At 70.9% G+C, this 21,010-nt stretch carries 20 protein-coding genes; 11 read left to right on the forward strand and 9 right to left on the reverse strand.

Annotation, left to right across the window (positions count from 1 at the left end):
• Window positions 1-31: 31 nt before the first annotated feature.
• Window positions 32-205, forward strand: a complete 174-nt coding sequence (locus ACQHII_RS18710; RefSeq protein ID WP_427920368.1) for a hypothetical protein — start codon at window positions 32-34, stop codon at window positions 203-205.
• 16 nt (window positions 206-221) lie between these two features.
• Here the strand turns inward: ACQHII_RS18710 and ACQHII_RS18715 are convergent, their stop codons facing one another.
• The 4 genes from ACQHII_RS18715 to ACQHII_RS18730 are packed head-to-tail and all read right to left on the reverse strand — an operon-like array spanning window position 222 to window position 4,968.
• Window positions 222-1,310, reverse strand: coding sequence for a hypothetical protein (locus ACQHII_RS18715; protein ID WP_427920369.1), 1,089 nt, complete (start codon window positions 1,308-1,310; stop codon window positions 222-224).
• A gap of 60 nt (window positions 1,311-1,370) precedes the next feature.
• Window positions 1,371-2,309, reverse strand: coding sequence for an N-acetylneuraminate synthase family protein (locus ACQHII_RS18720; protein WP_427920370.1), 939 nt, complete (start codon window positions 2,307-2,309; stop codon window positions 1,371-1,373).
• A 14-nt stretch (window positions 2,310-2,323) separates the two neighbouring features.
• Window positions 2,324-3,625, reverse strand: coding sequence for a cytidylyltransferase domain-containing protein (locus tag ACQHII_RS18725; protein WP_427920371.1), 1,302 nt, complete (start codon window positions 3,623-3,625; stop codon window positions 2,324-2,326).
• A gap of 32 nt (window positions 3,626-3,657) precedes the next feature.
• A complete protein-coding gene (locus ACQHII_RS18730) occupies window positions 3,658-4,968 on the reverse strand; it encodes a DUF6716 putative glycosyltransferase (RefSeq protein WP_427920372.1) in 1,311 nt (436 codons plus the stop codon).
• Window positions 4,969-5,166: 198 nt separating this feature from the next.
• Between ACQHII_RS18730 and ACQHII_RS18735 the strand changes: the two genes are divergently transcribed.
• From ACQHII_RS18735 to ACQHII_RS18750, 4 genes are all read left to right on the forward strand, one after another.
• A complete protein-coding gene (locus ACQHII_RS18735) occupies window positions 5,167-6,144 on the forward strand; it encodes a glycosyltransferase family 2 protein (RefSeq protein ID WP_427920373.1) in 978 nt (325 codons plus the stop codon).
• Window positions 6,141-7,478 carry an alpha-2,8-polysialyltransferase family protein gene (locus tag ACQHII_RS18740; protein WP_427920374.1) on the forward strand — a complete coding sequence of 446 codons (1,338 nt, stop codon included), beginning with the start codon at window positions 6,141-6,143 and terminating at the stop codon, window positions 7,476-7,478. The genes ACQHII_RS18735 and ACQHII_RS18740 overlap by 4 nt, the downstream gene beginning before the upstream one ends.
• A 233-nt stretch (window positions 7,479-7,711) precedes the next feature.
• The gene (locus tag ACQHII_RS18745) at window positions 7,712-8,887 is read left to right on the forward strand and encodes an acyltransferase family protein (protein WP_427920375.1); all 1,176 of its coding nucleotides are present in this window, start codon (window positions 7,712-7,714) and stop codon (window positions 8,885-8,887) included.
• A gap of 190 nt (window positions 8,888-9,077) precedes the next feature.
• Window positions 9,078-9,974 carry a class I SAM-dependent methyltransferase gene (locus ACQHII_RS18750; RefSeq protein ID WP_427920376.1) on the forward strand — a complete coding sequence of 299 codons (897 nt, stop codon included), beginning with the start codon at window positions 9,078-9,080 and terminating at the stop codon, window positions 9,972-9,974.
• Here the strand turns inward: ACQHII_RS18750 and ACQHII_RS18755 are convergent.
• Window positions 9,961-10,611, reverse strand: coding sequence for a TetR/AcrR family transcriptional regulator C-terminal domain-containing protein (locus ACQHII_RS18755; RefSeq protein WP_427920377.1), 651 nt, complete (start codon window positions 10,609-10,611; stop codon window positions 9,961-9,963). The genes ACQHII_RS18750 and ACQHII_RS18755 overlap by 14 nt on opposite strands.
• Window positions 10,612-10,692: 81 nt before the next feature.
• Here ACQHII_RS18755 and ACQHII_RS18760 point away from each other — a divergent pair, with 81 nt between their 5' ends.
• Window positions 10,693-12,105 carry an FAD-dependent oxidoreductase gene (locus ACQHII_RS18760; protein ID WP_427920378.1) on the forward strand — a complete coding sequence of 471 codons (1,413 nt, stop codon included), beginning with the start codon at window positions 10,693-10,695 and terminating at the stop codon, window positions 12,103-12,105.
• A gap of 23 nt (window positions 12,106-12,128) precedes the next feature.
• On the opposite strand, the gene leuE is transcribed toward ACQHII_RS18760, so the two are convergent.
• Complete coding sequence (gene leuE, locus ACQHII_RS18765) at window positions 12,129-12,785, reverse strand: leucine efflux protein LeuE (protein ID WP_427920379.1); 657 nt, start codon at window positions 12,783-12,785, stop codon at window positions 12,129-12,131.
• A 30-nt stretch (window positions 12,786-12,815) separates the two neighbouring features.
• A complete protein-coding gene (locus ACQHII_RS18770) occupies window positions 12,816-14,396 on the reverse strand; it encodes an acyl-CoA mutase large subunit family protein (RefSeq protein WP_427920380.1) in 1,581 nt (526 codons plus the stop codon).
• A gap of 112 nt (window positions 14,397-14,508) precedes the next feature.
• Between ACQHII_RS18770 and ACQHII_RS18775 the strand changes: the two genes are divergently transcribed.
• Entirely contained in the window at window positions 14,509-15,315 is an 807-nt protein-coding gene (locus ACQHII_RS18775; RefSeq protein ID WP_427920381.1) for a L,D-transpeptidase family protein, read from the forward strand.
• A gap of 190 nt (window positions 15,316-15,505) precedes the next feature.
• Here the strand turns inward: ACQHII_RS18775 and ACQHII_RS18780 are convergent, their stop codons facing one another.
• Both ACQHII_RS18780 and ACQHII_RS18785 read right to left on the reverse strand, forming a co-directional pair.
• Window positions 15,506-16,666, reverse strand: coding sequence for a hypothetical protein (locus ACQHII_RS18780; RefSeq protein ID WP_427920382.1), 1,161 nt, complete (start codon window positions 16,664-16,666; stop codon window positions 15,506-15,508).
• A complete protein-coding gene (locus ACQHII_RS18785) occupies window positions 16,666-17,328 on the reverse strand; it encodes an RNA polymerase sigma factor (RefSeq protein ID WP_427920383.1) in 663 nt (220 codons plus the stop codon). Before ACQHII_RS18785 ends, ACQHII_RS18780 begins: the two co-directional genes overlap by 1 nt.
• Before the next feature lie 779 nt (window positions 17,329-18,107).
• Between ACQHII_RS18785 and ACQHII_RS18790 the strand changes: the two genes are divergently transcribed.
• From ACQHII_RS18790 to ACQHII_RS18805, 4 genes are read left to right on the forward strand one after another with little or no spacing between them, the layout of a single operon-like run.
• Entirely contained in the window at window positions 18,108-19,214 is a 1,107-nt protein-coding gene (locus tag ACQHII_RS18790) for an ATP-binding protein (protein WP_427925349.1), read from the forward strand.
• Between the two features lie 20 nt (window positions 19,215-19,234).
• The gene (locus ACQHII_RS18795; RefSeq protein WP_427925350.1) at window positions 19,235-20,062 is read left to right on the forward strand and encodes a roadblock/LC7 domain-containing protein; all 828 of its coding nucleotides are present in this window, start codon (window positions 19,235-19,237) and stop codon (window positions 20,060-20,062) included.
• Window positions 20,055-20,441 (forward strand): DUF742 domain-containing protein, encoded by a 387-nt coding sequence (locus ACQHII_RS18800; RefSeq protein WP_093628763.1) that lies wholly within the window; start codon window positions 20,055-20,057, stop codon window positions 20,439-20,441. Before ACQHII_RS18795 ends, ACQHII_RS18800 begins: the two co-directional genes overlap by 8 nt.
• Window positions 20,442-20,445: 4 nt before the next feature.
• The gene (locus ACQHII_RS18805) at window positions 20,446-21,006 is read left to right on the forward strand and encodes a GTP-binding protein (protein ID WP_381248619.1); all 561 of its coding nucleotides are present in this window, start codon (window positions 20,446-20,448) and stop codon (window positions 21,004-21,006) included.
• Window positions 21,007-21,010: the final 4 nt, after the last annotated feature.

Here is a 21,010-nt window from a genome sequence, read left to right on the forward strand (position 1 = left end):
TGCCGCAGGAGAAGCCAAGGGGATTCTGTTCGTGCTGGAGGTCCGCGGCATCCCCGTACGGGACAGCGTGCGTGAGCGCATCACCTCCTGCACGGACCTCGACCGCATGGACGCCTGGTTGGAGCGTTCCCGCACGGTCGAGCGCGCGGAGGACCTGTTCGCCGAGGACTCGGAGACTGAGGGGACCGGGCCCGGAGCGGCCTGATCCCCCGCTCTTCCCCCTAAGCCGCCGTAACCGCCGACAACCGATGCACATCCTTCGCCGTCCCCGTAACCCCCGACAGGAACCCCTGCGCCCGAGGCGAGGCGTTCTCCGTCAGCCAGGCCGGGTCGATGTCGCACACGGCGACCCGGACCTCCGTGCCGACCAGGGCCAGCGGCAAGGTGTGGACGACAGTTGACGGGAAGCTGAGGATCGTGCGGCCGATGGGGCCGCGGCGGGCGATCAGTTCCAGGGGGAGGTCCGGGCGGACGATCTCCAGGCCCGTTTCGACCGCCAACCGGTGGAGTTTCTCCGTGGATTCACGGCGGTGGGCGAAGTAGCGCGTCGCGCCGTGGGTCTTCGCCAGGGCGGTGACCGCCTCCAGGTAACGGTCGGCGTCGACGACTCCCGTCTCCACCAACGACGTTCCGACCATGTCGGCGCCCTTCGTGATGCGGGGCGGGCCGAAGGTGGCGCGGGTCCAGGCGAACTCGTTCGCCGTGATCGTGACGCCCTTGGGGGGCTCCTCGATCGGCATGGAGGAGAAGATCTCCACCTTGCGGCGGGTGTTGGGGGTGAGGCGGCGGCGGGCCGAGGAGGAGACCGGGGCGAAGATCAGGTCCCTGGGGCCCTGGCGGCCGCCCTTGCGGTGCCAGCGGACCAGGCGTTCACCGCTGGCGAGTTGGGCGACGAACTCCATCGTCGCCGTGCCGTCGTCCACCACCACCAGGTCGCGTGCCCTGGTGATCGTCAGCAGCAACTGCACATATCTCGAAAACGGGTCGCCCATCACGATCCGGTCCGCCTTGCGCAGCAACCGCGTGAGGCCGCCGATCGTCTGGAAAGGAGCCGCGGGGCCACCCCGCGCCTCCTCCCAGCGCACGGTGTGCCCCTCGTCGCGGGCGAGGTCGGCCATGCGGCGCAGCTGGCCGCGGGTCATCGGGTCGGTCGGTGACAGGACCACGAGGGTGAGCCCCCCGCCGGGTGCCCCCTCCGCGCGGGGCGCACGCAGGTGCGCCCACTCCAGCACGTTCAGCAGCTGTACCGGACTCTCCACGAACGCGAGAGTGTGGGGGGTGAAGCCGGCGGTGCCGGCGTGGGGGCTCATTGTCGTACGACCGTCCCGTGACCGTAAGTGACGCTGGCGCTGGCTCTTAATGGCTCAGACTCAGACCGAGACCGGCTCGCCCGCCGCCGCGGCGATCTCCGCCTCGGCGACCACGCCGGTGACGCGGCGCAGCTTCTTCATCGGGCCGAGCTCCGACTCGTAGACCTTCTTGACGCCGTCACCGAGGGAGGCCTCGATGGTGCGGATGTCGCGGACGAGGCGGGTCAGGCCCTGCGGCTCGACGGAGGCGGCCTGGTCCGAGCCCCACATGGCGCGGTCGAGGGTGATGTGGCGCTCGACGAAGGTGGCGCCGAGCGCGACCGCGGCGAGGGTGGTCTGGAGGCCCGTCTCGTGGCCGGAGTAGCCGATCGGCACGTTCGGGTACTCGGCCTGGAGGGTGTTGATGACGCGGAGGTTGAGCTCCTCGGCCTGCGCGGGGTAGGTCGACGTGGCGTGGCACATCAGGATGTTGTCCGAGCCGAGGACCTCGACCGCGTGGCGGATCTGCTTCGGCGTCGACATGCCGGTGGAGAGGATGACCGTACGGCCGGTCGCGCGCAGCGAGCGGAGCAGCTCGTCGTCCGTGAGGGAGGCGGAGGCCACCTTGTGGGCGGGGACGTCGAACTTCTCCAGGAAGGCGACGGCCTCGGTGTCCCACGGGGAGGCGAACCAGTCGATGTTCTTGCTCTTGGAGTACTCGTCGATCTGGCGGTACTCGTCCTCACCGAACTCCACGCGGTGGCGGTAGTCGATGTAGGTCATGCGGCCCCAGGGGGTGTCGCGCTCGATGTCCCACTGGTCGCGCGGGGTGCAGATCTCCGGGGTGCGCTTCTGGAACTTGACGGCGTCGCAGCCGGCTTCGGCGGCGGCGTCGATCAGCTTGAACGCGTTCTCCAGCTCACCGTTGTGGTTGATGCCGATCTCGCCGACGACGTAGACGGGGTGGCCGGGGCCTGCGGTCTTCGAACCGAACTGGCGCAGACGGGAGTTGTTGCTCATGACAGCGGGTTTCCTTACTTGGTGAGGGAATCGAGAGAGGGGCCGAGGATCCAGCTGGCGATCTCTCGGACAGCGCCGTCGCCACCGGGCACGGTGGTGACCGCGCGTGCGGCGCCGCGTACGACGTCGTGGGCGCTCGCGACCGCCACGGGCCAGCCCACGAGGGCGAAGCACGGGAGGTCGTTGACGTCGTTGCCGACGTAGAGCACGCGCTCCGGCGCGATGCCCTGCTCCTCGCACCACTGCTTGAGTGCGAGGTCCTTCCGGTCGATGCCGTGCAGGACCGGGAGCTGGAGCTTCCGGGCCCGGGCGGCGACGACCGGGTTCTGCTCCGAGGACAGGATGAGCATCTTCAGGCCGCTCCTGCGCAGCGCCGCGATGCCGAGTCCGTCGCCGCGGTGCACGGAGACGAACTCCCGTCCTTCGGAATCGATCAGCACCCTGTCGTCGGTCTGGGTGCCGTCGAAGTCGAGTACGACCGCGTCGATGTCGTCGGCGGTCGGGAGCGAACCGGGTCGGTCCGCGTCGAACAGCGGGGCCAACGCCCTTGCCCGCGCCAGCTCGTGGGGGTCGTCGATCTCCAACACCCTTGCGGGGTCGGTCCGTACGAGTTCGGTGCGGCCGAAGAAGCGGTGGCCGACCTTGCGGAAGCCGACCGCGTCCATGCCGTAGACGGCGCCGGTCTCCAGGAAGTCCTGGGGGCGGTCCTGGCGGCGCGGGCGGAAGGACTTGTCGTGGTTGACGCCGTAACCGCCGCTGGTGACAGGCGGGTTGGCGACCTTGGTGGCGCCGCCGACCTGGCCGGTGGCGGTCGGCTCGACGACCGTGGTCGCCTCGTCGTCGGCGTCGCGCCACACGAAGCCGTGGAAGGGGGCGACGGTGTGCGCGGTGTCGGCGCCGTTCGCGACGATCGCGTTGACGATGCCGTCGACGTCCTCGCGGACGATGAAGGGGCTGGTGCACTGCACGAGCAGGACCACGTCCACGGCCGCGCCGTGCAGCGCCTCGTGGGCGTCCATCGCGTGCAGGACGGCGGCCTCGGAGGTCGCGGTGTCGCCGGCGATGGCGGCGGGGCGCAGCACGACCTCGGCGCCGGCCTGACGGGCGGCGGCGGCGATGGCCTGGTCGTCCGTGGAGACCACGACGTCCGTGACCAGTCGGCTGGCGCGGCACTCGCGCACCGCGCGGGCCACCAGCGGGACGCCGCCGACGGGCGCGAGGTTCTTGGCGGGGACGCCCTTGGAGCCGCCGCGCGCGGGGATCACCGCGAGCACCCGGCGCATCGAAACGCCTTGGCCCGCTTGCGGGTTGGACATGGGCTCTACTCCTTGAGCGGGAATCCTGACGTTCACAGCTCCCCCATCCGGCGGATGACGGGCGCCACGCGCTGCACGCCGTGGCGGTAGGCGCCGCGCGCGGCCCGGCGCACGATCTGCCGGACGGGCCCGGGCGCCTTGTCGGCGGCCGGGGCGCCGGGCAGCGGGGTGCCGTCGGGGCCGAGGTGGTGGCGGGCGAGGATGCCGGGCAGATAGCCGGGGGCTGTCTCGGGTGTGTAGTACGGCTTCAGGGCGGGCATGTCGCCGCCGGCCAGCAGCTTGGCGATGCGCTCCCGGGCCGCGTCGAAGGCCTTCTCGTACGATCCGTCGGCAAGCACCCCCTGCCGGGCCACCCACTCCGCGTCCGGCACCGGCTCGTACCCGGCGTCGAGCTGCTCCCAGGAGGCGAGGCACCCGGAGCCGACGAAGTGGTGGTTGCCGAGTCCTTCGCGGATGCCGAGGTCGGTCAGCACGACGGTGGGGATACGGCGGTGCAGGGACTCCAGGGCGGCCGTCGAGCTGATGGTCACCAGAAGGTCGGTGCGGTCGAGGACTTCGCCCATGTGCCCGTACACCAGGCTGAAGTTGGCGGGCAGGTCCTTGCCCTGGACCAGCTTCTGGTAGGGCAACTCCTCGATGTGCGTGGTGTGTTCGCCGGGCTTGGAGCGCAGCTTGAGGAGGACCTCGCGGTTGGGGTGGAGCCGGGCGTGCCGGATGGCCCTGTTGAGCAGGTAGTCGCGGTCCCGGCGGTTGTCGGGCACCGAGGGCTGCACCGCGAACACGACGGTGTACGGGTCGTGTTCGCCGGTGTAGGTGTCCCCGCCGAGGAACGGCAGGGCCACTTCGGTCACCGCGGAGGAGTCGGCGCCGACCCCGTCGTAGACCGCGCGGAAACGGTCCGCGTCCTGGCGGGAGTTGGCGAGGACGAGGTCCGCGCCGTGCCGCAGCAGCAGGCCGTCCGCGAGCTTCTCGTAGACGACTCCGACATAGCCGGTGACGACGACGGGCCGCTCGGCGCGCCCGTCCCAGGCCCGTGCCAGACCGTGCAGCATCGCCTGGACCCCGCCGCCGACGAGGGAGAGGACGAGGATGTCGTAGGACTCCTGCTCCATGGCGCGCAGGAACTCGACGGCGGTCACCTCGCGGAGGGAGTCGGCGGTGACGCCGACTTCCTTCAGCTGGCGGGCTGTTGGGGTGGCACGACCCCGCAGGAGGTATCCGTCCAAAGAGATGTCCGAATTCGGCGGAGCGATGCGATTCGCGGTGAGCGAACCCCATTTCCACCGGGTGTCGGAATCCGCGAGGACGGCGACTCGCAGGGTCTGCGTTGCACTTGCTGGCACACCGAAGACGCTAGGAAGCCATTCCGTTGCTCGGCCCAACCCGAGGGCAACAAACGGTTAACAGCACAACGCCGAATAGCGAACCGGCACAGGAACGGGCCTCGAAAAAACCCGGTACACAGGTTCGCCACGTGTCGTTCACCCAAAATCAAGGTGACAGTAAAGACGGATGCCGGGCCGCGCCCTAACGTCACTCCCGTGGTCAAGCTCTCCGTCATCGTGCCGTTCTACAACGTGCAGCAATACGCGCCAGACACCCTCAAGAGTCTGCGCGCGAACGCGCACGCGGACTTCGAATTCATTCTCGTCGACGACTGCTCGCGCGACGGGACACCCGACATTCTCGCGCGCGCGGAGCGCGAGTTGCCAGGCGCGGTGTATGTCAGACACGAGAAGAACGGAGGACTGGCGACCGCGCGCAACACCGGGATCGACAAGGCCCGGGGGAAGTATCTGACGTTCCTCGACGGGGACGACTGGCTCGCCCCCGGATACTTCCCCCAACTGGTGGACGCCATCGAGGAGTTGGGCTGCGACTTCGTGCGCACGGACCATGTCCAGTGCACCGCGCGGGCCCGCACCATCCAGCGGATGCCGCACGGCAGGCGCGGCGTCGTGATGAATCCGCGCGAGGCGATCCTGCCCGCCGACCGGTCCACCTCCGTCGACTACGCGTACGCCTGGGCGGGCATCTACCACCGCCGGCTGGTCGACCGCGGCCTGCTCCACTTCACGGACGGGCTGCGCACGGCCGAGGACCGGCCGTGGATCTGGAAGCTGCACCGGGAGGCGGAATCGTTCGCCGCGGTGAGCCTGCTCGGCGTCTTCTACCGGCGCGGGGTCGCCTCCTCCCTGACCCAGATCGGGGATGTCCGCCAGCTCGATTTCATTCGCGCGTTCGACCAGGTCATCGAGGAAACCGCACAGGACCGGGACGCGGACAAACTGCTCCCCAAGGCCGTCCGTACATATTGCGCAATCATTTCCCATCATCTGGGATCCATCGAAAGGTTCGAGCCGGCGGTGGCGAGAAAACTGAAGTCGATGAGCGCCGTCGCCTTGCGACGCATGCCACAGGACGTGGTGGACGAGGCGCTCGACTCCATGGACATCCAGCGCGCGACGAGGCTGCGCCGGCTGCGCCGCCGTCCCGCCGCCGCGGGGGCCGCCGCGTGAGGACCCAGATCTTCCTGGCGTCGACCCTGTACGGCACCGCCACGCTGGCCGCCGCCCTCGACTCCGACGCCTTCCGCCCCGCCGACCGGCGCATCCTCCTGGTCTGCAACAACGCGGCGACCCCCGAGACCACGCCCGGCCTCGACGAGGCGCCCGGCTTCGAGCGGCTGCGGGAGCGCTTCGACGACGTGCTGTCGTGGAACGAGACCATCTCCCCCTTCCACCCCGGCGGCTGGTCCCCCCGCCTCGACGACGTCCCGCTGTGGGAGCGCCATCTGCGGCTCCTGTGGAACCTCGGCGACGACGAGGTGGAACTGGTCGTCGAGTCGATCCAGGTCAACCCGGCGCTCGGCTTCTGCCAGATCTTCACCGGCGCCCCCGTCACCGTCTACGCCGACGGCCTGATGAGCTACGGCCCGACCCGCAACAAGATCGACCCGCTGGTCGGCACCCGGGTGGACCGGCTGCTCCACCTGGACCTGGTCCCGGGCCTCACCCCGCTGCTGCTCACCGAGTTCGGCGTCGGGCCGGAGATCGTCCCGACCGACGCCTTCGTCAAGGTGCTGGCCGAACTCGGCGACACCGCCGACGAGTTGCCCCCGCTCCCGGACGAACCCGCCCTGCTGCTCGGCCAGTACCTCTCCGCGCTCGACATCCTCACCGCCGAGGAGGAGGAGGACCTGCACGTCCGGATGCTCAAGGGCGTGGTCCAACTCGGCCACACGCGTGTGGTGTTCAAGCCGCACCCCTCGGCGCCGGCCCGCTGGTCGCGCGCGCTGGAGCAGGAGGCGGAGAAGCTCGGCGCCGACCTCACGGTCCTCGACACCCCGGTCCTCGCCGAGGTCCTCTACCAGCGGCTGAGACCCGTCCTGGTCGTCGGCTGCTTCTCCACCGCACTGCTCACCGCGAGCGCGCTCTACGGCCTGCCGGTCGCCCGCATCGGCACCTCGACGCTGCTGGACCGGCTGACGCCGTACGAGAACAGCAACCGGGTGCCGGTGACGATCGTCGACGCGCTGGTGCCCGAGCTGACGAACCGCGCGGCGGTCACCGACCAGCGCGAGGGCATGGACGTCGCGGTCCTCAACGAGCTGGTGCAGGCCGTCGGTTACGCGATGCAGCCGAAGATCTACCCGAACCTGCGCCCGGCCGCCGAGGCCTATCTCACCCGGCGGCTCGACGGCCACAGCTGGCGCTACTTCAAGCGCAAGCGCCTCACCTCGCTGGCACTGCCCGGCGCGGTACCGGCGCAGCTCGCGTTCATCCCGCGCAACGCGACCGTGCGCCGGGTGGCCCGGCGCGCCCGGCTGCTGAAGCGGGGCGTGAGCCGCTGACGCGGGGCGTACGTACGAGCGACGGGCCGGTCCCTCAGGGGCCGGCCCGCCGCGCTGTCCGGGGCCCCTACACACCGGTTGTGGCGAGGACGCGACAAGGTTGGGTACGCGCAGGCGAAACCTGGGTGAACGGCCGCGGACGGGGTGACGAAGGGTCGCGGCGAGACCGTAAACCCGCCCGGATGTCGGACTACTGTGCTGTGATCCAGCAGAGCCATTCCTAGGGGAACCTTGTGATCGACACGCCCGCGGACACGCGGGAAAACCCGACGGGCACCGTGGTCCGCGCCGAACTGCCGCCAGCCACCGAGGAGTTGCCGCCGGCCGAGCCGCCGCAGCCGCCCAAACGCCGGGAGACCCGCCTCCGCGCCCTCGACGGACTGCGCCTGGTCGCCGCGCTGATGGTGGCGGCCTACCACTACGGCGGCCGTGACGGCGAGGTCGTCCAGGCCTGGGGCACCTCGCCCAGACACCAGTTCCCCACCCTGCACACGCTGTTCTCGTACGGCTGCCTCGGTGTGCAGGTGTTCTTCGTGATCAGCGGCTTCGTCATCTGCATGAGCGGCTGGGGCCGCCCGCTGCGCTCCTTCTTCGCCTCCCGCGCCTCCCGGCTGCTGCCCGCGTACTGGGCGGCGATCCTCATCATCACCGGCGTCTTCGCGCTGCCGATGGTGGCGTACAAGGCCGCCGCGCCGAGCGACGTCCTGGTCAACCTGACCATGCTCCAGATGCCGCTGGGCGTCGACCGGGTGCTCGGCGTCTGCTGGACGCTGTGGGCGGAGATCCGCTTCTACGCGCTGTTCGCCCTGTGCGTCGTGCTGCCCGGCGCCAACCGGCGGCGCGTGATCATGTTCTGCGCGGGCTGGACGCTGGCCGCGGCGATCACCCAGAGCGCCAAGTCGCCGCTGCTGGACATCATCCTGATGCCCGAGTACGCGCCGTACTTCATCGGCGGCGTCGGCCTCTACCTCGTGCACCGCGACCGCAAGGACGCCTACGCCTGGGGCATCGTCGCCGTCAGCTGGCTGATCGGCCAGCACTACGCGGTGGCCCGGCTGTGGCACGCGCCCAACGACACGGCGTTCTCCAACCGCTCCGCCTGGGGCATCATCCTGGTCGTGACCTTCGGCTATGTCGCGGTCGCCGCCATCGCCCTGGGCTGGCTGCGCTGGGCGAACTGGCGCTGGCTGACGGTCGCGGGCGCCCTGACGTACCCCTTCTACCTGGTCCACGAACACCTGGGCTGGGTCGTCATCAAGGCCTACCACCGGACCCTGGGCATCCCGTCGTACGCGACCATCGTGCTCACCGTGTTCACCATGCTGCTGCTGGCCTACGCGCTGAACCGCGTCGTGGAGAACCGGCTGACACCGAAGCTGCGCTCGCTGCTGTCGACACCACGCGGCTGACGGCAGAAGCACAGGGGGCGTCCGGGAATCACCCGGGCGCCCCTTCTGCACCCCGACACAACAGACGCACAGGAATTGGTCTTCCGTTCACCTCAGGGCCCGTTTGGGCGGGTGCCGTTGGGCAGATGCTGGGGTGTCCCGCACGGGCTCAGACAGGCGAGCCCGTCCCTGCCAGGGAGCGTTCCGCACGATGACCCTCGTACCAGGCACGATACGACCGCCCGGCCGGCTCGACGACGTTCCCGGCTGGTTTCCCGTTCTCGACCAGGTCCTCTTCGAATGGTTCCTGGCCCGGCAGGAGGCCACGGGAACGCGGGGCGATCTGCTGGAGGTCGGGGTGTACATGGGCAAGAGCGCGATCTTTCTCGGGCGGCACGGTCGGGACGGCGAGAACTTCACGGTCTGCGACCTCTTCGAGGGCGACGCCTCGGACGACGCCAACCAGGCCGAGGCGACGAAGTCGTACAGCGCGCTCACCCAGCGGGTCTTCGAGGAGAACTACCTCGCCTTCCACGACACCCTGCCCAGGGTGCTGAAGGGCCCCAGCAGCATCGTCCCGGCCGAGGTCGCCCCGGCCAGCTGCCGCTTCGTCCACATAGACGCCTCGCACCTGTACGAGCACGTCCGTGACGACATCGGCGCGGCCCGCGAGGCGCTGCTGCCCGGCGGGATCGTGGTCCTGGACGACTTCCGCTCGGAGCACACGCCCGGCGTCTCCGTGGCCGTCTGGGAGGCGGTGCTCACCAGGGGCCTGCGCCCGATCTGCCTGAGCACCCAGAAGCTCTACGGCACCTGGGAGGACCCGGGCCCGGTCCAGGACGAGCTGCTGGCGATGGTGCGCGGGCGCGAGGACTGCAACCTCAGCATCCAGCAGGCCGCGGGGCACCGCATCGTCCGCCTGAAGTCCAAGAAGGGCATGCAGGCCCCGCCGTTCCCGCCGTCCCGGTTCGCGCACCGCGCGGAAGAGGTCGCGCCGGCCAAGGCCTCGCCCCGCGGCCGCGGCACGACCCGGGCCCGCCGCTTCGCGGCCGACCTGCTGCCGCCGATCCTCACCCGCGCGATCCGCAACGGCCTCAGCCGCTCCTGAACCGGGCCTCGATGCCCGCGATCACCAGGTCGAGCCCTTCCTCGAAGTGCCGGCCGTAGTCCTGGAAGATCTCCGCGCCCGCCGCGGCCGACATCGGGAAGTCGGCCATCAGGCGGGCGCGTTCGTCCATGTCGTAGCCCTCGCGGCGCTCGTCCGGCAACGGCTGGACGCCCTGTTCCTCGCTGACGAAACCGATCGTGTAGAGGTACGACGTCGAGGTCGCGCGGACCGCCTGGGCGAGGGTGAAGCCCGCCTCCGTGAACAGCCGCAGGGTGTCCTCCATCTGCACCGCGTGCAGGGTGCCGGTGAAGCGTGAGCCGCTGAAGACCTTGGCGCCGTCGCGGTAGCCGAGCAGGGCCGAGCGCAGTCCCCGGTTGGATTTCAGCAGCCGCTCCTGCCAGCTGTCCTCGCGCACGAGCGGGACGTCGGCGACCATCCGCCGGTACATCTCCGTCGCCATCTCGTCGAGCAGCGCCTGTTTGTCCTTGAAGTGCCAGTAGAGGGCGGGCGCCTTGACGTCCAGTTCCTTGGCGATGGCTCTCAGGGACAGCCCGTCGAGGCCGACCTCGTTCAGCACCTTCAGGGCGGTGTCGGCGACCCGCTTGCGGTCGAGGGGGATGCGTCGTTCCGTACTCACGCTCGACAGCTTGACAGCTTAACGGCGTTAAGGGCACCCTGATGCCCGTAGCCACTTAACGGCGTTAAGGAGATGAGGATCATGACGAACCACACGGATGTACTGATCGTCGGCGCGGGCCCGACCGGCCTCGCCCTCGGCATCGACCTGGCCCGGCGCGGGGTGGACGCGCTGGTCGTGGAGAAGGCGGACGCGCTCTTCCCCGGCTCGCGCGGCAAGGGGATCCAGCCGCGCACGATGGAGGTCCTCGACGACCTCGGCGTGATCGGCGCGATCCTCGCGAAGGGCGGCGCCTACCCGACCGGCGCGGTCTGGAAGGACGGCCGCAAGGTCGGCGAGCACCGGATGTTCGAGCCGTCCGAGACGGACCCCGACACCCCGTACGGCACCCCGTGGATGGTGCCGCAGTGGCGCACCCAGGAGATCCTGTCCACCCGGCTCGCGGAGCTGGGCAAGGCGGTGGACTTCGGACACGAGGTCACCGGCTTCACCCAGGACGAGACGGGTGTGACAGTCGAGTTCGCCTCCGGTACGGCCGTCCGCGCCCGGTATCTCGTGGCCGCCGACGGCGGTCGCTCGCTCGTCCGCCGGACCCTGGGCATCGGCATGACCGGCGAGACCGTCGACCCGCACCCGATGCTGGTCGCGGACGTCCGCCTCACCGGCCTGGACCGCGACAACGTGCACGTCTTCCCGCCGCACGGGGACGACGGCTTCCTGGCGATCTTCCCGCTGGCCGGCACCGAGGACTTCCAGGTCATCGCCCAGTTCCCGGAGGGCACCGCCGTCGACCTCTCGCTCGACGGCGTCCGCGCGACCGTGGCCGCCCGCACCCACCTCGCCCCCGAGGACGTGACGGAACTCCGCTGGGCCTCCAACTTCCAGCCGCGCGCGGCGCTCGCCGACCGCTTCCGCGCCGGACGCGTCTTCCTCGCCGGGGACGCGGCCCACGTCCACTCGCCGGCCGGCGGACAGGGCCTCAACACCAGCGTCCAGGACGCCTACAACCTCGGCTGGAAGCTCGGCGCGGTGCTGCGCGAGGGCGCCCCCGAGTCCCTGCTCGACACCTACGAGGAGGAGCGGCTGCCCAACGCCGCCGACATGCTCGGCATCTCCACCCAGGTCCACCGCGGGGAACTGGAACGCGGCAGGGCCACCCAGCAGCTCGCCCTCGGCTACCGCGGCCGCTCACTCTCGCTGGACACCCGCACGGACCTGCCCGAGGACGCGCTGCGGGCGGGCGACCGCGCCCCGGACCGCACGGTCGACGGCGTCCGCCTCTTCGACACCTTCCGCGGCCCGCACTGGACCCTGCTGGCCCTGGACACCAAGCCTCCGACGGCCGTCGGCGACTCGGTGCGCGTCCTGGAGGGCCCCGCCGTCGAGACGTACGGCACGGGCCTCTTCCTGATCCGCCCCGACGGCTACGTCGGCTGGGCGGGCACCACGGAGGACGGCCTCGCGGAGTACGCGAAGCGCTACGGCCTGCGCTAGACGGAACCGGCCAGGGGGCTTGGCTAGACCGAGCTGGCCAGCGACAGCTTCACCGCGAACCCCAGGAACAGCGCGCCCGCCGCCGAGGTCGCCCCCGCCGCGAGCCGCCTGCGCCGCCGGAAGGCGGTCGCCAGCCGGGTCCCGCCGAAGATCAGCGCACTCAGGTAGAGGAAGCTCGCCAGCTGCGCGAAGGCACCGAGCACGACGAACGACAGCGCGGGATAGGCGTACCCCGGGTCGACGAACTGCACGAAGAAGGCGACGAAGAACAGAATCGCCTTCGGGTTGAAGAGACTGACGACGAAGGCACGCCGGTACGGCCGCTCGTCGGCGGCCGTGGCGTCCGTGACCGTCTCCGCGGCCGCCCGCTCCTTCCGGGTCCGCCACATCGCCCACGCGGCCCGCAGCATCCCGAACGCCAGCCAGGTCAGATACCCGGCCCCCGCGTACTTCACGATCCCGAACAGCACGGCATTGGCCTGCAACAACGAGGCGACCCCGGCCGCGGACAGCGTCATCAGCACGGTGTCCCCGCACCACACACCGGCGGCGGCCGTGTACCCGGCCCGGGTCCCGCGCCGGGCGGCGACCGAGAGGACGTACAGCGAATTGGGGCCGGGCAGCAGCACGATCAGGACCAGGCCGGCGAGGTAGGTGGGGAGGTCTATGACACCGAACATGAGCACGAGTGTCGCACGGGGCCGGGCGGCTCAGAAGGTGTCGTTCGGGACGTAGGTCCCCCAGACTTCACGCAGCGCCCCGCACACCTCGCCGACCGTGGCCCGCGCCCGCAGCGCCTCCTTCATCGGATACAGCACGTTGTCGGTACCGGCCGCCGCCTCCCCCAGTGCGGCCAGTGCCGAGTCCACGGTCTTCTGGTCGCGGTCGGCGCGGAGTCGTGCGAGGCGTTCGGCCTGCCGGGTCTCGATGGCCGGGTCGACGCGGAGGGGCTCGTACGGTTCCTCCGTGTCGAGGCGGAAGCGGTTGACGCCGACGACGACGCGTTCGCCGGAGTCGGTCTCCTGGGCGATCCGGTAGGCGCTGCGCTCGATCTCGCCCTTCTGGAAGCCATGCTCGATGGCGCCGACCGCGCCGCCCAACTCCTCGACCCGCCGCATCAGTTCGACCGCGGCCCGCTCGACGTCGTCCGTCATCGTCTCCACCGCGTACGAGCCCGCGAAGGGGTCCACCGTCGCGGTCACGTCCGTCTCGTACGCCAGGACCTGTTGGGTGCGCAGGGCGAGGCGGGCGCTCTTGTCCGTCGGGAGGGCGATCGCCTCGTCGAAGGAGTTGGTGTGCAGGGACTGGGTGCCGCCGAGGACCGCGGCCAGGCCCTGGACGGCGACGCGGACGAGGTTCACCTCCGGCTGCTGGGCGGTGAGTTGGACACCGGCGGTCTGGGTGTGGAAGCGCAGCATCAGGGACTTCGGGTTGCGCGCGCCGAACTCCTCGCGCATCACCCGGGCCCAGATCCTGCGTGCGGCACGGAACTTGGCGACCTCTTCGAGGAGTGTCGTACGCGCTACGAAGAAGAAGGAGAGCCGGGGCGCGAAGTCGTCGACGTCCATGCCGGCCGCGAGCGCGGTGCGGACGTACTCGATGCCGTCGGCGAGCGTGAAGGCGATCTCCTGCGCGGGCGAGGCACCGGCCTCGGCCATGTGGTAGCCGGAGATCGAGATGGTGTTCCACTTCGGGATCTCGGCCCCGCAGTACCGGAAGATGTCGGCGGTCAGGCGGAGGGACGGCTTCGGCGGGAAGATGTACGTGCCCCGCGCGATGTACTCCTTCAGTACGTCGTTCTGGACCGTGCCCGTCAACTGCCCGGCCGGCACGCCCTGTTCCTCGCCGACCAGCTGGTACATCAGGAGGAGGAGGGCGGCGGGGGCGTTGATCGTCATCGACGTCGAGACCCGGTCCAGCGGAATGCCGTCGAACAGCACCCTCATGTCGTCCACCGAGTCGATCGCGACGCCGACCCTGCCGACCTCGCCGTGCGCGAGCGGGGCGTCGGAGTCGTGGCCCATCTGGGTGGGCAGGTCGAAGGCGACGGACAGGCCCGTGGTGCCGTGGGCGATCAGCTGGCGGTAGCGGGCGTTGGACTCGGCGGCGGTGCCGAAGCCGGCGTACTGGCGCATCGTCCACGGGCGGCCGGTGTACATGGACGGGTACACGCCCCGCGTGAAGGGGTACTCCCCCGGCTCGCCCAGCCGCTCGGCCGGGTCCCAGCCGGCGAGTGCCGCGGGGCCGTAGACGGGTTCGACGGGCAGGCCCGACTCCGATTCGCGCACCATGGTGTGCACCTCCGGACACCACGATGCCGCGCCGTTCGCGGCCCGTCATCCGGGGGTACGTGTCCGGGTGACACCGGTGAGACGGCGGGGGTCCGGGATGCGTACTACGGGTATGGGGAGAGCGATCGTCGCCGCGGCGGCCCTGTCGGCGCTGCTGGCGGTGTGCGGCTGCACGGTGCAGGGCACGGACGCGGACGGCAAGCACCACCTGCCGGTGCGCATCGAACTGCCGGGAGCCAAGGCCAGTCCCTCGGCCACGCCGGGCACGCCCCGTGCCGAACCCGCCGCGAACGTCCTGTGGTCGCGCGGCGACAGCGGCTCGGGAGTGCGCGAGCTTCAGGCCCGGCTACGGCAGGTCGACTGGCTCTTCGACGGGCCGACCGGGACCTACGACGACCTCACCGAGCAGGCCGTCGCCGGTTTCCAGGGCAAGCGCGGGCTGCCGAGGACGGGCGAGACCGACAAGGTCACCTGGCAGCGGCTGGTGAAGATGACGCACGAGCCGGGGAAGTGGGACCTGTATCTGATGGGCGGCCAGCCGGCCGGAGCGCCCGACCCGCGCTGTCTCACCGGCCGAGTGCTGTGCATCGACAAGACGACCCGCACCCTGCGCTGGATGATCGACGGGCGGACGGTGTCGACGATGTCGGTGCGCTTCGGCGCGCAGTACACCCCGACCCGGGAGGGTGTGTTCCACGTCTACTGGAAAGCGCGGGACTGGGTGTCGACGCTCTACAACTCCCCGATGCCGTATGCCATGTTCTTCAGCGGCGGCCAGGCGGTGCACTACTCCTACGACTTCTCGGCCCGGGGTTACGCGGGCGGCTCGCACGGCTGCGTCAACGTACGGGACGAGGCGGCGATCGCGAGTCTGTTCGCGCAGGTGCGGACCGGCGACAAGGTCGTCGTGTATCGGTGAGATGTGCGGGGCGCGGGCGGGACCGGGGGAACGTGTCCCGCCCGCGCCGAGTGCACGAGCCGTAGGTACGGGGGGAACCCCGGCTCTGTGCGACGGCCGATGACCAGTCGGCTCACTCAGTACTGCGCCACGGGGTCCGAAAACGTCACACCCCGCGCGAAAAAAGTTCCGCGCGTCATGAAGTCGCAGGTCAGAGGGCGCTGTACGTCGGGGCCGGCGCCGGTGTCCGCGAGGGGCCGGTGGTGTGCGACGAGGCGGGGGTGGACGGTGTCTGCCGGGCGAGCGGGGTGAAGGCGGAGGGGAGCGGGGTGGCGACCACGCCGTTGCCCTTGTGCCCGCCGGCGCTCCCGCCGCTGCCGCTGCCACTGCCACTTCCCGTGTTGCCGCCGCCCGGGGCGAGCGGGGCCATGGTGCCGTTGCCCTCGTCGTCGCCCTGGCCGCCGCTCTGGTCGCCCTGGCTGCCGCCGGGACCGCTCTGGTCGCCGCCCTGGGAGCCGCCGTTGTTGCCGTTGCCGCTGCCCTGGTCGTCCGAGCCGCCGCCGGTGTTCTTGAGCAGGCCCTTGCAGTACGTCCACACATGGGAGGTGCCGCCCGCCGCGCCCACCAGGGTGCGCTTGCGGCCGGGCTCCAGGGACTTGCCGTCGCGCACGGCACGGCAGGACTGGGCCACGGCGCTCCACCAGCTGCCGGAGTGGGCTGACTCGTCCTGGCCGGAACCGGCGGCGGGGGTGCGGTCCGTGCCGCCGCCGACCGCCTCGCCGGAGGAGTCGCCGGAGCCGGCCGTGTCACCGCCCGCCGAGGGTGTGCCCGAGCCGAGGGTGCCGCTGGGCGGGGGCGAGATCAGCGGGCGGTCCGGGGTCGCGGCGGCGGAGATGGAGGCGGCGGGCGTCGGGTCGTCGAACGGCGACGGCAGTACTCCCGTACCGGCCGCTGCCGCGACCCCGCCGGCCAGTCCGACGGCGAGCGCCGCGGTCAGCCCGAACCGCGCGGGTCTGCCCAGGCGCGGTCCCCGTACGGTCTCCACGGGCCGCCCGAGCCGGACGAGACCGGCGTCGGAGGAGTGCGCGCGGGTGGGCCCGCCGAGGGCGGACCGTTCGACGTCGTCGCCGGTGCGGGCCGCCCGGAAGGCGGCCAACGCGGCTTCCTCGCCCGGGAGTTCGGCCTTGTCGGAGCCGGGTTCCACGGACAGCGCGCCGAGGGTCCGCGCGAGCCGTTCGGCCTGGTCGCGGGCGGCCGGGTCGACGGCTTCGAGGGACTCGCCGCGCAGCAGGAGTTCGGCGGTTTCGCGGTCCAGCCATCGGCCGGGGGTCCGGGGGGTGTCCCCCGGCACAGCAGAGCGCTCGTCGGCCATCACATGTCCTTCTGCGTCCGCGCGCGCGTATGCGTCACAGTGGCGGACCTCACCGCGCGGTCGCGCGGCTCTCGCTGGGGTGGCAGGGCGTCGAGGGCCGCGGCCGATTCCGGGTCGCCGCCGAGCAGTTCCGCGAGCCGTTTCAGACCGCGGTGCGCGGCCGTGCGGACGGCGCCGGGCCGCTTGCCGAGGGTCTCCGCGGCGGTCTTGGCGTCGAGGCCCATCACCACCCGCAGGACGACGGCCTCGGCCTGGTCCTGGGGCAGCTGGGCGATGAGGGAGAGGGTGCGGCCGGTGGCCAGCGCCTCGATGGCCTCGCCGGCGGTGTCGGACTCGGCGGCGCGGCCGGTCAGCTCGGTCTCGTCGCCGCCGATCGCGGGGCGGCGGCCGCGCATCCGTATGTGGTCCAGGGCGCGGTTGCGCGCGATCCGGGCCGCCCACCCCCGGAACCGGTCCGCGTCCCCGCTGAACCGGTCGAGATCCCGGGCGATCTGGAGCCAGGCCTCGGACGCGACGTCCTCGGCGTCGGGTTCGCCGACCAGCGTCCGTACGTATCCGAGCAGCCGTGGGTGCACCGTGCGGTACACAGTCCGGAACGCGGTCTCGTCCCCGTCCTGTGCCGCAAGCACCGCGGCGGTCAGCTCCGCGTCGTCCCCCAGCACGTGGTCCCTCGAATTTTGTTGGTCGCGGCCGCCCTCCGGCGCGAAAGGCACGTTACGACCTGAAACTGCTCCTCGTCCATGTCCGTACAACGCGCAACCACCTGCTTCGGGCGCGCGGTGTGACAGAAAACGCACTCCTGACGCTGTAGAGAGTACGGGCCGCCGCGCGGCCCGTGCCGCGCGACGGCCGGGGCCTCTCCTGTGGGGGGTGGCGGCCCCGGCCGTTGCCGCGACGGCCGTCGCTCCGACGCGGCGGCGCACACTTCTCGGCGTCTCCGCCGGCTTTTACCACGAACACGAACGAGCGCTCGTCGCCGATGCGGCGGAGGCGGTCTCGGAGCGGTGCCCGATAACAATCAGGTCGCCGGCCGACCGGGCCCCGGGAGAGCGGGGAACCGGTGGAATCCGGCCGCGGCGGGCCCTGCTGGAGGCCCGGCCTGCGGCGGCGCGGACCGCGGCCCTCCGGTACGGTCAACACCCCTTGCACAGCAGGCGTGTTAACTCCGTGAAACCCGATGGAGTGGCCTCCGATACGCACGGTTGACGGTGATAGCATTCCGCCGTCTGCGACCTTGATCCACTTTTGTTCAGGCCTCGAGTCTGAACGCGGTCATCTCCCCGCGTAGATCAGTCATGCAGTCCCCTGGACGGGTTGCGGATCCTTGCAAGGCGTACCCCCGATGACGCCTGCGTGCCACGCGCCGGGAAAGGTTTCCATGACTCAAGACGTGCTTCTTTGGTGCCTGGTTGCGATAGCGGTGACAGCCGTAGCCGCAGTCGTGGCGCTCGTGCTCCGCAGCAGAGCCCTGGGGAGGAGGAAGAAGGAGTCCGAGGCCGCGCTGGAGGCGCGGCTGCGCTACGCGGAGGGTGAACTCGACCGCGCCCAGGCCGCCTTGACCACGCTGCGGGACGAGCAGGACGGTGTCATCCGGGAGGCGGAGCAGGCCGCCGAGGAGAACACCAAGTCGGTCCTCAAGGGTGCCGCCCGCTTCCTTCAGAGCCTCGCGGCCGAGCAGACCACGCTGCTGGACGGGGTCCAGCGCGAGTACGGCGGTCACGCGGTCCTCTCCGACCTGATGGACATCACCCACGCCAACGCGCAGATGGCCCGCAAGGCGCAGGGCATCGCCGTGATGTGCGGCGCGCCGCTGGGCCGCCGCAACCAGCCCGCCAGCGTCTACGACGTCGTCCGCAGCGCGCAGAGCCAGATCCGCAACTTCCAGCGGGTCGAGATCATGCAGCCCAGCGGCATCGCGCTGAAGGCCTCGGCCGTCGCGCCGGTCGCCCTGGCCGTCGCCGAACTCCTCGACAACGCGGCCAGCTTCTCCCAGGCGGACGCCCCGATCGAGGTCACGTTCCGCCAGGCCCAGAAGAACCTGTGCATCGTCATCGACGACGCCGGTGTCGGCATGGGCGACGAGGACCGGCAGCGGGCGAGCGCGATGCTGTCCGGCGAGGGTCTGCCCCGGCTGTCCCAGCTGGGCACCCAGCCGAAGTTCGGTTTCCCCGTCATCGGTCTGATCGCCCGTCAGCACGGCTTCACGGTGGATGTCACCGGTGTCTCCCGGTACGGCGGCGTGCGGGCCGTCGTACTCCTGCCCGAGGAGCTGTGGACCATGGAGGAGACCCTGCCGCCGGCCACCGAGGCGCCCGTGAGCACCATCCGGCCGATGGAGACCGGACGGTCGGCGCGGACCGCGGGCGGTCTGCCGAAGCGTGGCTCCCGTATCTCGCCCACCGGTGTCACCACCGGCGGGGAGCAGGCGCCCCGGCGCAGTGCCCGGCGCGGCACCGGCAGCCTGGCGGCCCTTCAGCGCGGTACGCAGTCCGCGCGCGACACGGCCTCCTTCGACATTCCGACGCCCGGAGGGTCCGAAAACGCATGAGTACAGCTGACCTGTCCTGGATGGTCCAGGACATCGTGGACAACGTGCCGAGAGCACGGCACGCCGTGGTGCTGTCCGCCGACGGTGTGCCGCGCGGGTCCACGGACGACCTGTCCGGCCAGGACGTGCGGACCATCTCCGCGGCCATGGCGGGGATGCAGTCGCTCAGCCGGGCCACCGCCCACTTCGCCGGACTGGCCCAGAGCCGTAACTGGATCCAGACGGTCATCGAGTTCCAGCACGGCTGGGTGTTCCTGATCGGGGCCGGTCAGGGTGCCTATCTGGCCGCCGCCGCGGAGCCCGACGTCGACATGGAGCAGCTCTCGTTCCGGATGAACCGGCTGGTCTCCCGGCTGGGCAACAACCTCACGGTCCCGGCGCGGGTGGCCGGCAGCGAGCCGGCCCACCCCGGGGACGGCGCCGGGGCGGCGCTGGACAGCGGTGGCGGCGGGGTCTTCCTGCTCCCGGAGCTGGACAAGGCGGTGGCGTCGGTGCCGGGCGCGCTGCACGCGCTGCTGCTCGGCGCGGACGGCCTGCCGCGCGGGGCGAGTTCGGGGATCGGCAGGAACCTCGCGGACACCATCTCGGCGGCCATGACCGGCATCCACGCCTACAGCCGGGCGACCGCGCCGTTCGCGGGCGGGCAGCAGGACGACGAGTGGATGCAGACGGTCATCGAGTTCGAGCACGGCTGGGTGTTCCTGATCGCGGCCGGCGAGGGCGCCTTCCTCGCGGCGGCCGCCGAACACGGCTGTGACATCGAGGAGTTCACCGTACGGCTGGGCGACACGATGCCGGCGCTCACCGCCGGGTCGGCGGCCCGGGGAGGAAGGACGGGCGATGAGTGACGAACTGGACGGCGAGCTGGAACTGACGGCCCCATTAGTCCCACTCTTCGTCATCGCGCAGGGTCGCGCGCTGCCACGGGAGAGCGAGTACGAGCACACCACGATCATCACGGCCCAGGACGGTGCCGTGGCGGCGGCCAGGACGCTCGCCCCGGAAGCCCGTACGGTCCTGGATCTGATCGCGGACGGCTTCCTCTCGGTGGCCGAGGTCGCGGCCCACACCCGGCTGCCCCTGGGCATCGTCCGCATTCTGCTGGCGCAGATGGCAGAGGACGGCCTGATCCATGTGCGCAATCCGGTGCCCCATGCCGAACGCCATGATCCCGTCCTGCTGACCGCCGTGCTCGACGGCCTGATGCGAATTCGAACCGGAGCGTAGACCCGTGTATCTGGATCCCGACGTCTCCCGCTCCGTGAAGATCCTGGTCGTGGGCCACTTCGCGGTCGGGAAGACCACGTACATCGGAAGTGTCTCCGAGATAGAACCGCTCCAGACCGAGGAGGAGATCACCGAAGCCAGCGAGGGGATCGACGATCTCTCCGACACCCCGGACAAGACGACCACGACCGTGGCGATGGACTTCGGGCGGCTCACCCTCGGCGAGGACCTGGTCCTCTACATCTTCGGAACCCCCGGGCAGGAACGGTTCAAGCAGATGTGGGAGGGGCTGTCCCGGGGCGCCCTGGGGGCGCTGGTCCTGGCGGACCCCGAGCGGCTGGAGGAGACGTTCCCCGTCCTCGACCTGGTCGAGGCGTTCGGTCTGCCCTATGTCATCGGCGTCAACACCTTCGAGGGGAAGCACCAGTTCCCCCTCGACGAAGTGTGCGAGGCACTCAACATCTCCGAGGACACCCCGGTCATCCACTGCGACGTGCGCGACCAGGACTCCTCGATGCAGGCACTCATCACGCTCGTGAAGCACCTCTTGTCCTCACTCGGCTAGGAGC

The sequence above is a fragment of the Streptomyces sp. cg40 genome (assembly GCF_050320165.1).
Taxonomy (GTDB): Bacteria; Actinomycetota; Actinomycetes; order Streptomycetales; family Streptomycetaceae; genus Streptomyces; species Streptomyces hokutonensis.

What these genes read in the sequence shown, in the direction of transcription:
- ACQHII_RS18715 (WP_427920369.1), bottom strand. Translation starts at nt 1,310, where the DNA reads ATGAGCCCCCACGCCGGCACCGCCGGCTTCACCCCCCACACTCTCGCG.
- ACQHII_RS18720 (WP_427920370.1), bottom strand. Translation starts at nt 2,309, where the DNA reads ATGAGCAACAACTCCCGTCTGCGCCAGTTCGGTTCGAAGACCGCAGGC.
- ACQHII_RS18725 (WP_427920371.1), bottom strand. Translation starts at nt 3,625, where the DNA reads ATGTCCAACCCGCAAGCGGGCCAAGGCGTTTCGATGCGCCGGGTGCTC.
- ACQHII_RS18750 (WP_427920376.1), top strand. Translation starts at nt 9,078, where the DNA reads ATGACCCTCGTACCAGGCACGATACGACCGCCCGGCCGGCTCGACGAC.
- ACQHII_RS18760 (WP_427920378.1), top strand. Translation starts at nt 10,693, where the DNA reads ATGACGAACCACACGGATGTACTGATCGTCGGCGCGGGCCCGACCGGC.
- leuE (WP_427920379.1), bottom strand. Translation starts at nt 12,785, where the DNA reads ATGTTCGGTGTCATAGACCTCCCCACCTACCTCGCCGGCCTGGTCCTG.
- ACQHII_RS18770 (WP_427920380.1), bottom strand. Translation starts at nt 14,396, where the DNA reads ATGGTGCGCGAATCGGAGTCGGGCCTGCCCGTCGAACCCGTCTACGGC.
- ACQHII_RS18775 (WP_427920381.1), top strand. Translation starts at nt 14,509, where the DNA reads ATGGGGAGAGCGATCGTCGCCGCGGCGGCCCTGTCGGCGCTGCTGGCG.
- ACQHII_RS18780 (WP_427920382.1), bottom strand. Translation starts at nt 16,666, where the DNA reads ATGGCCGACGAGCGCTCTGCTGTGCCGGGGGACACCCCCCGGACCCCC.
- ACQHII_RS18795 (WP_427925350.1), top strand. Translation starts at nt 19,235, where the DNA reads ATGGTCCAGGACATCGTGGACAACGTGCCGAGAGCACGGCACGCCGTG.
- ACQHII_RS18800 (WP_093628763.1), top strand. Translation starts at nt 20,055, where the DNA reads ATGAGTGACGAACTGGACGGCGAGCTGGAACTGACGGCCCCATTAGTC.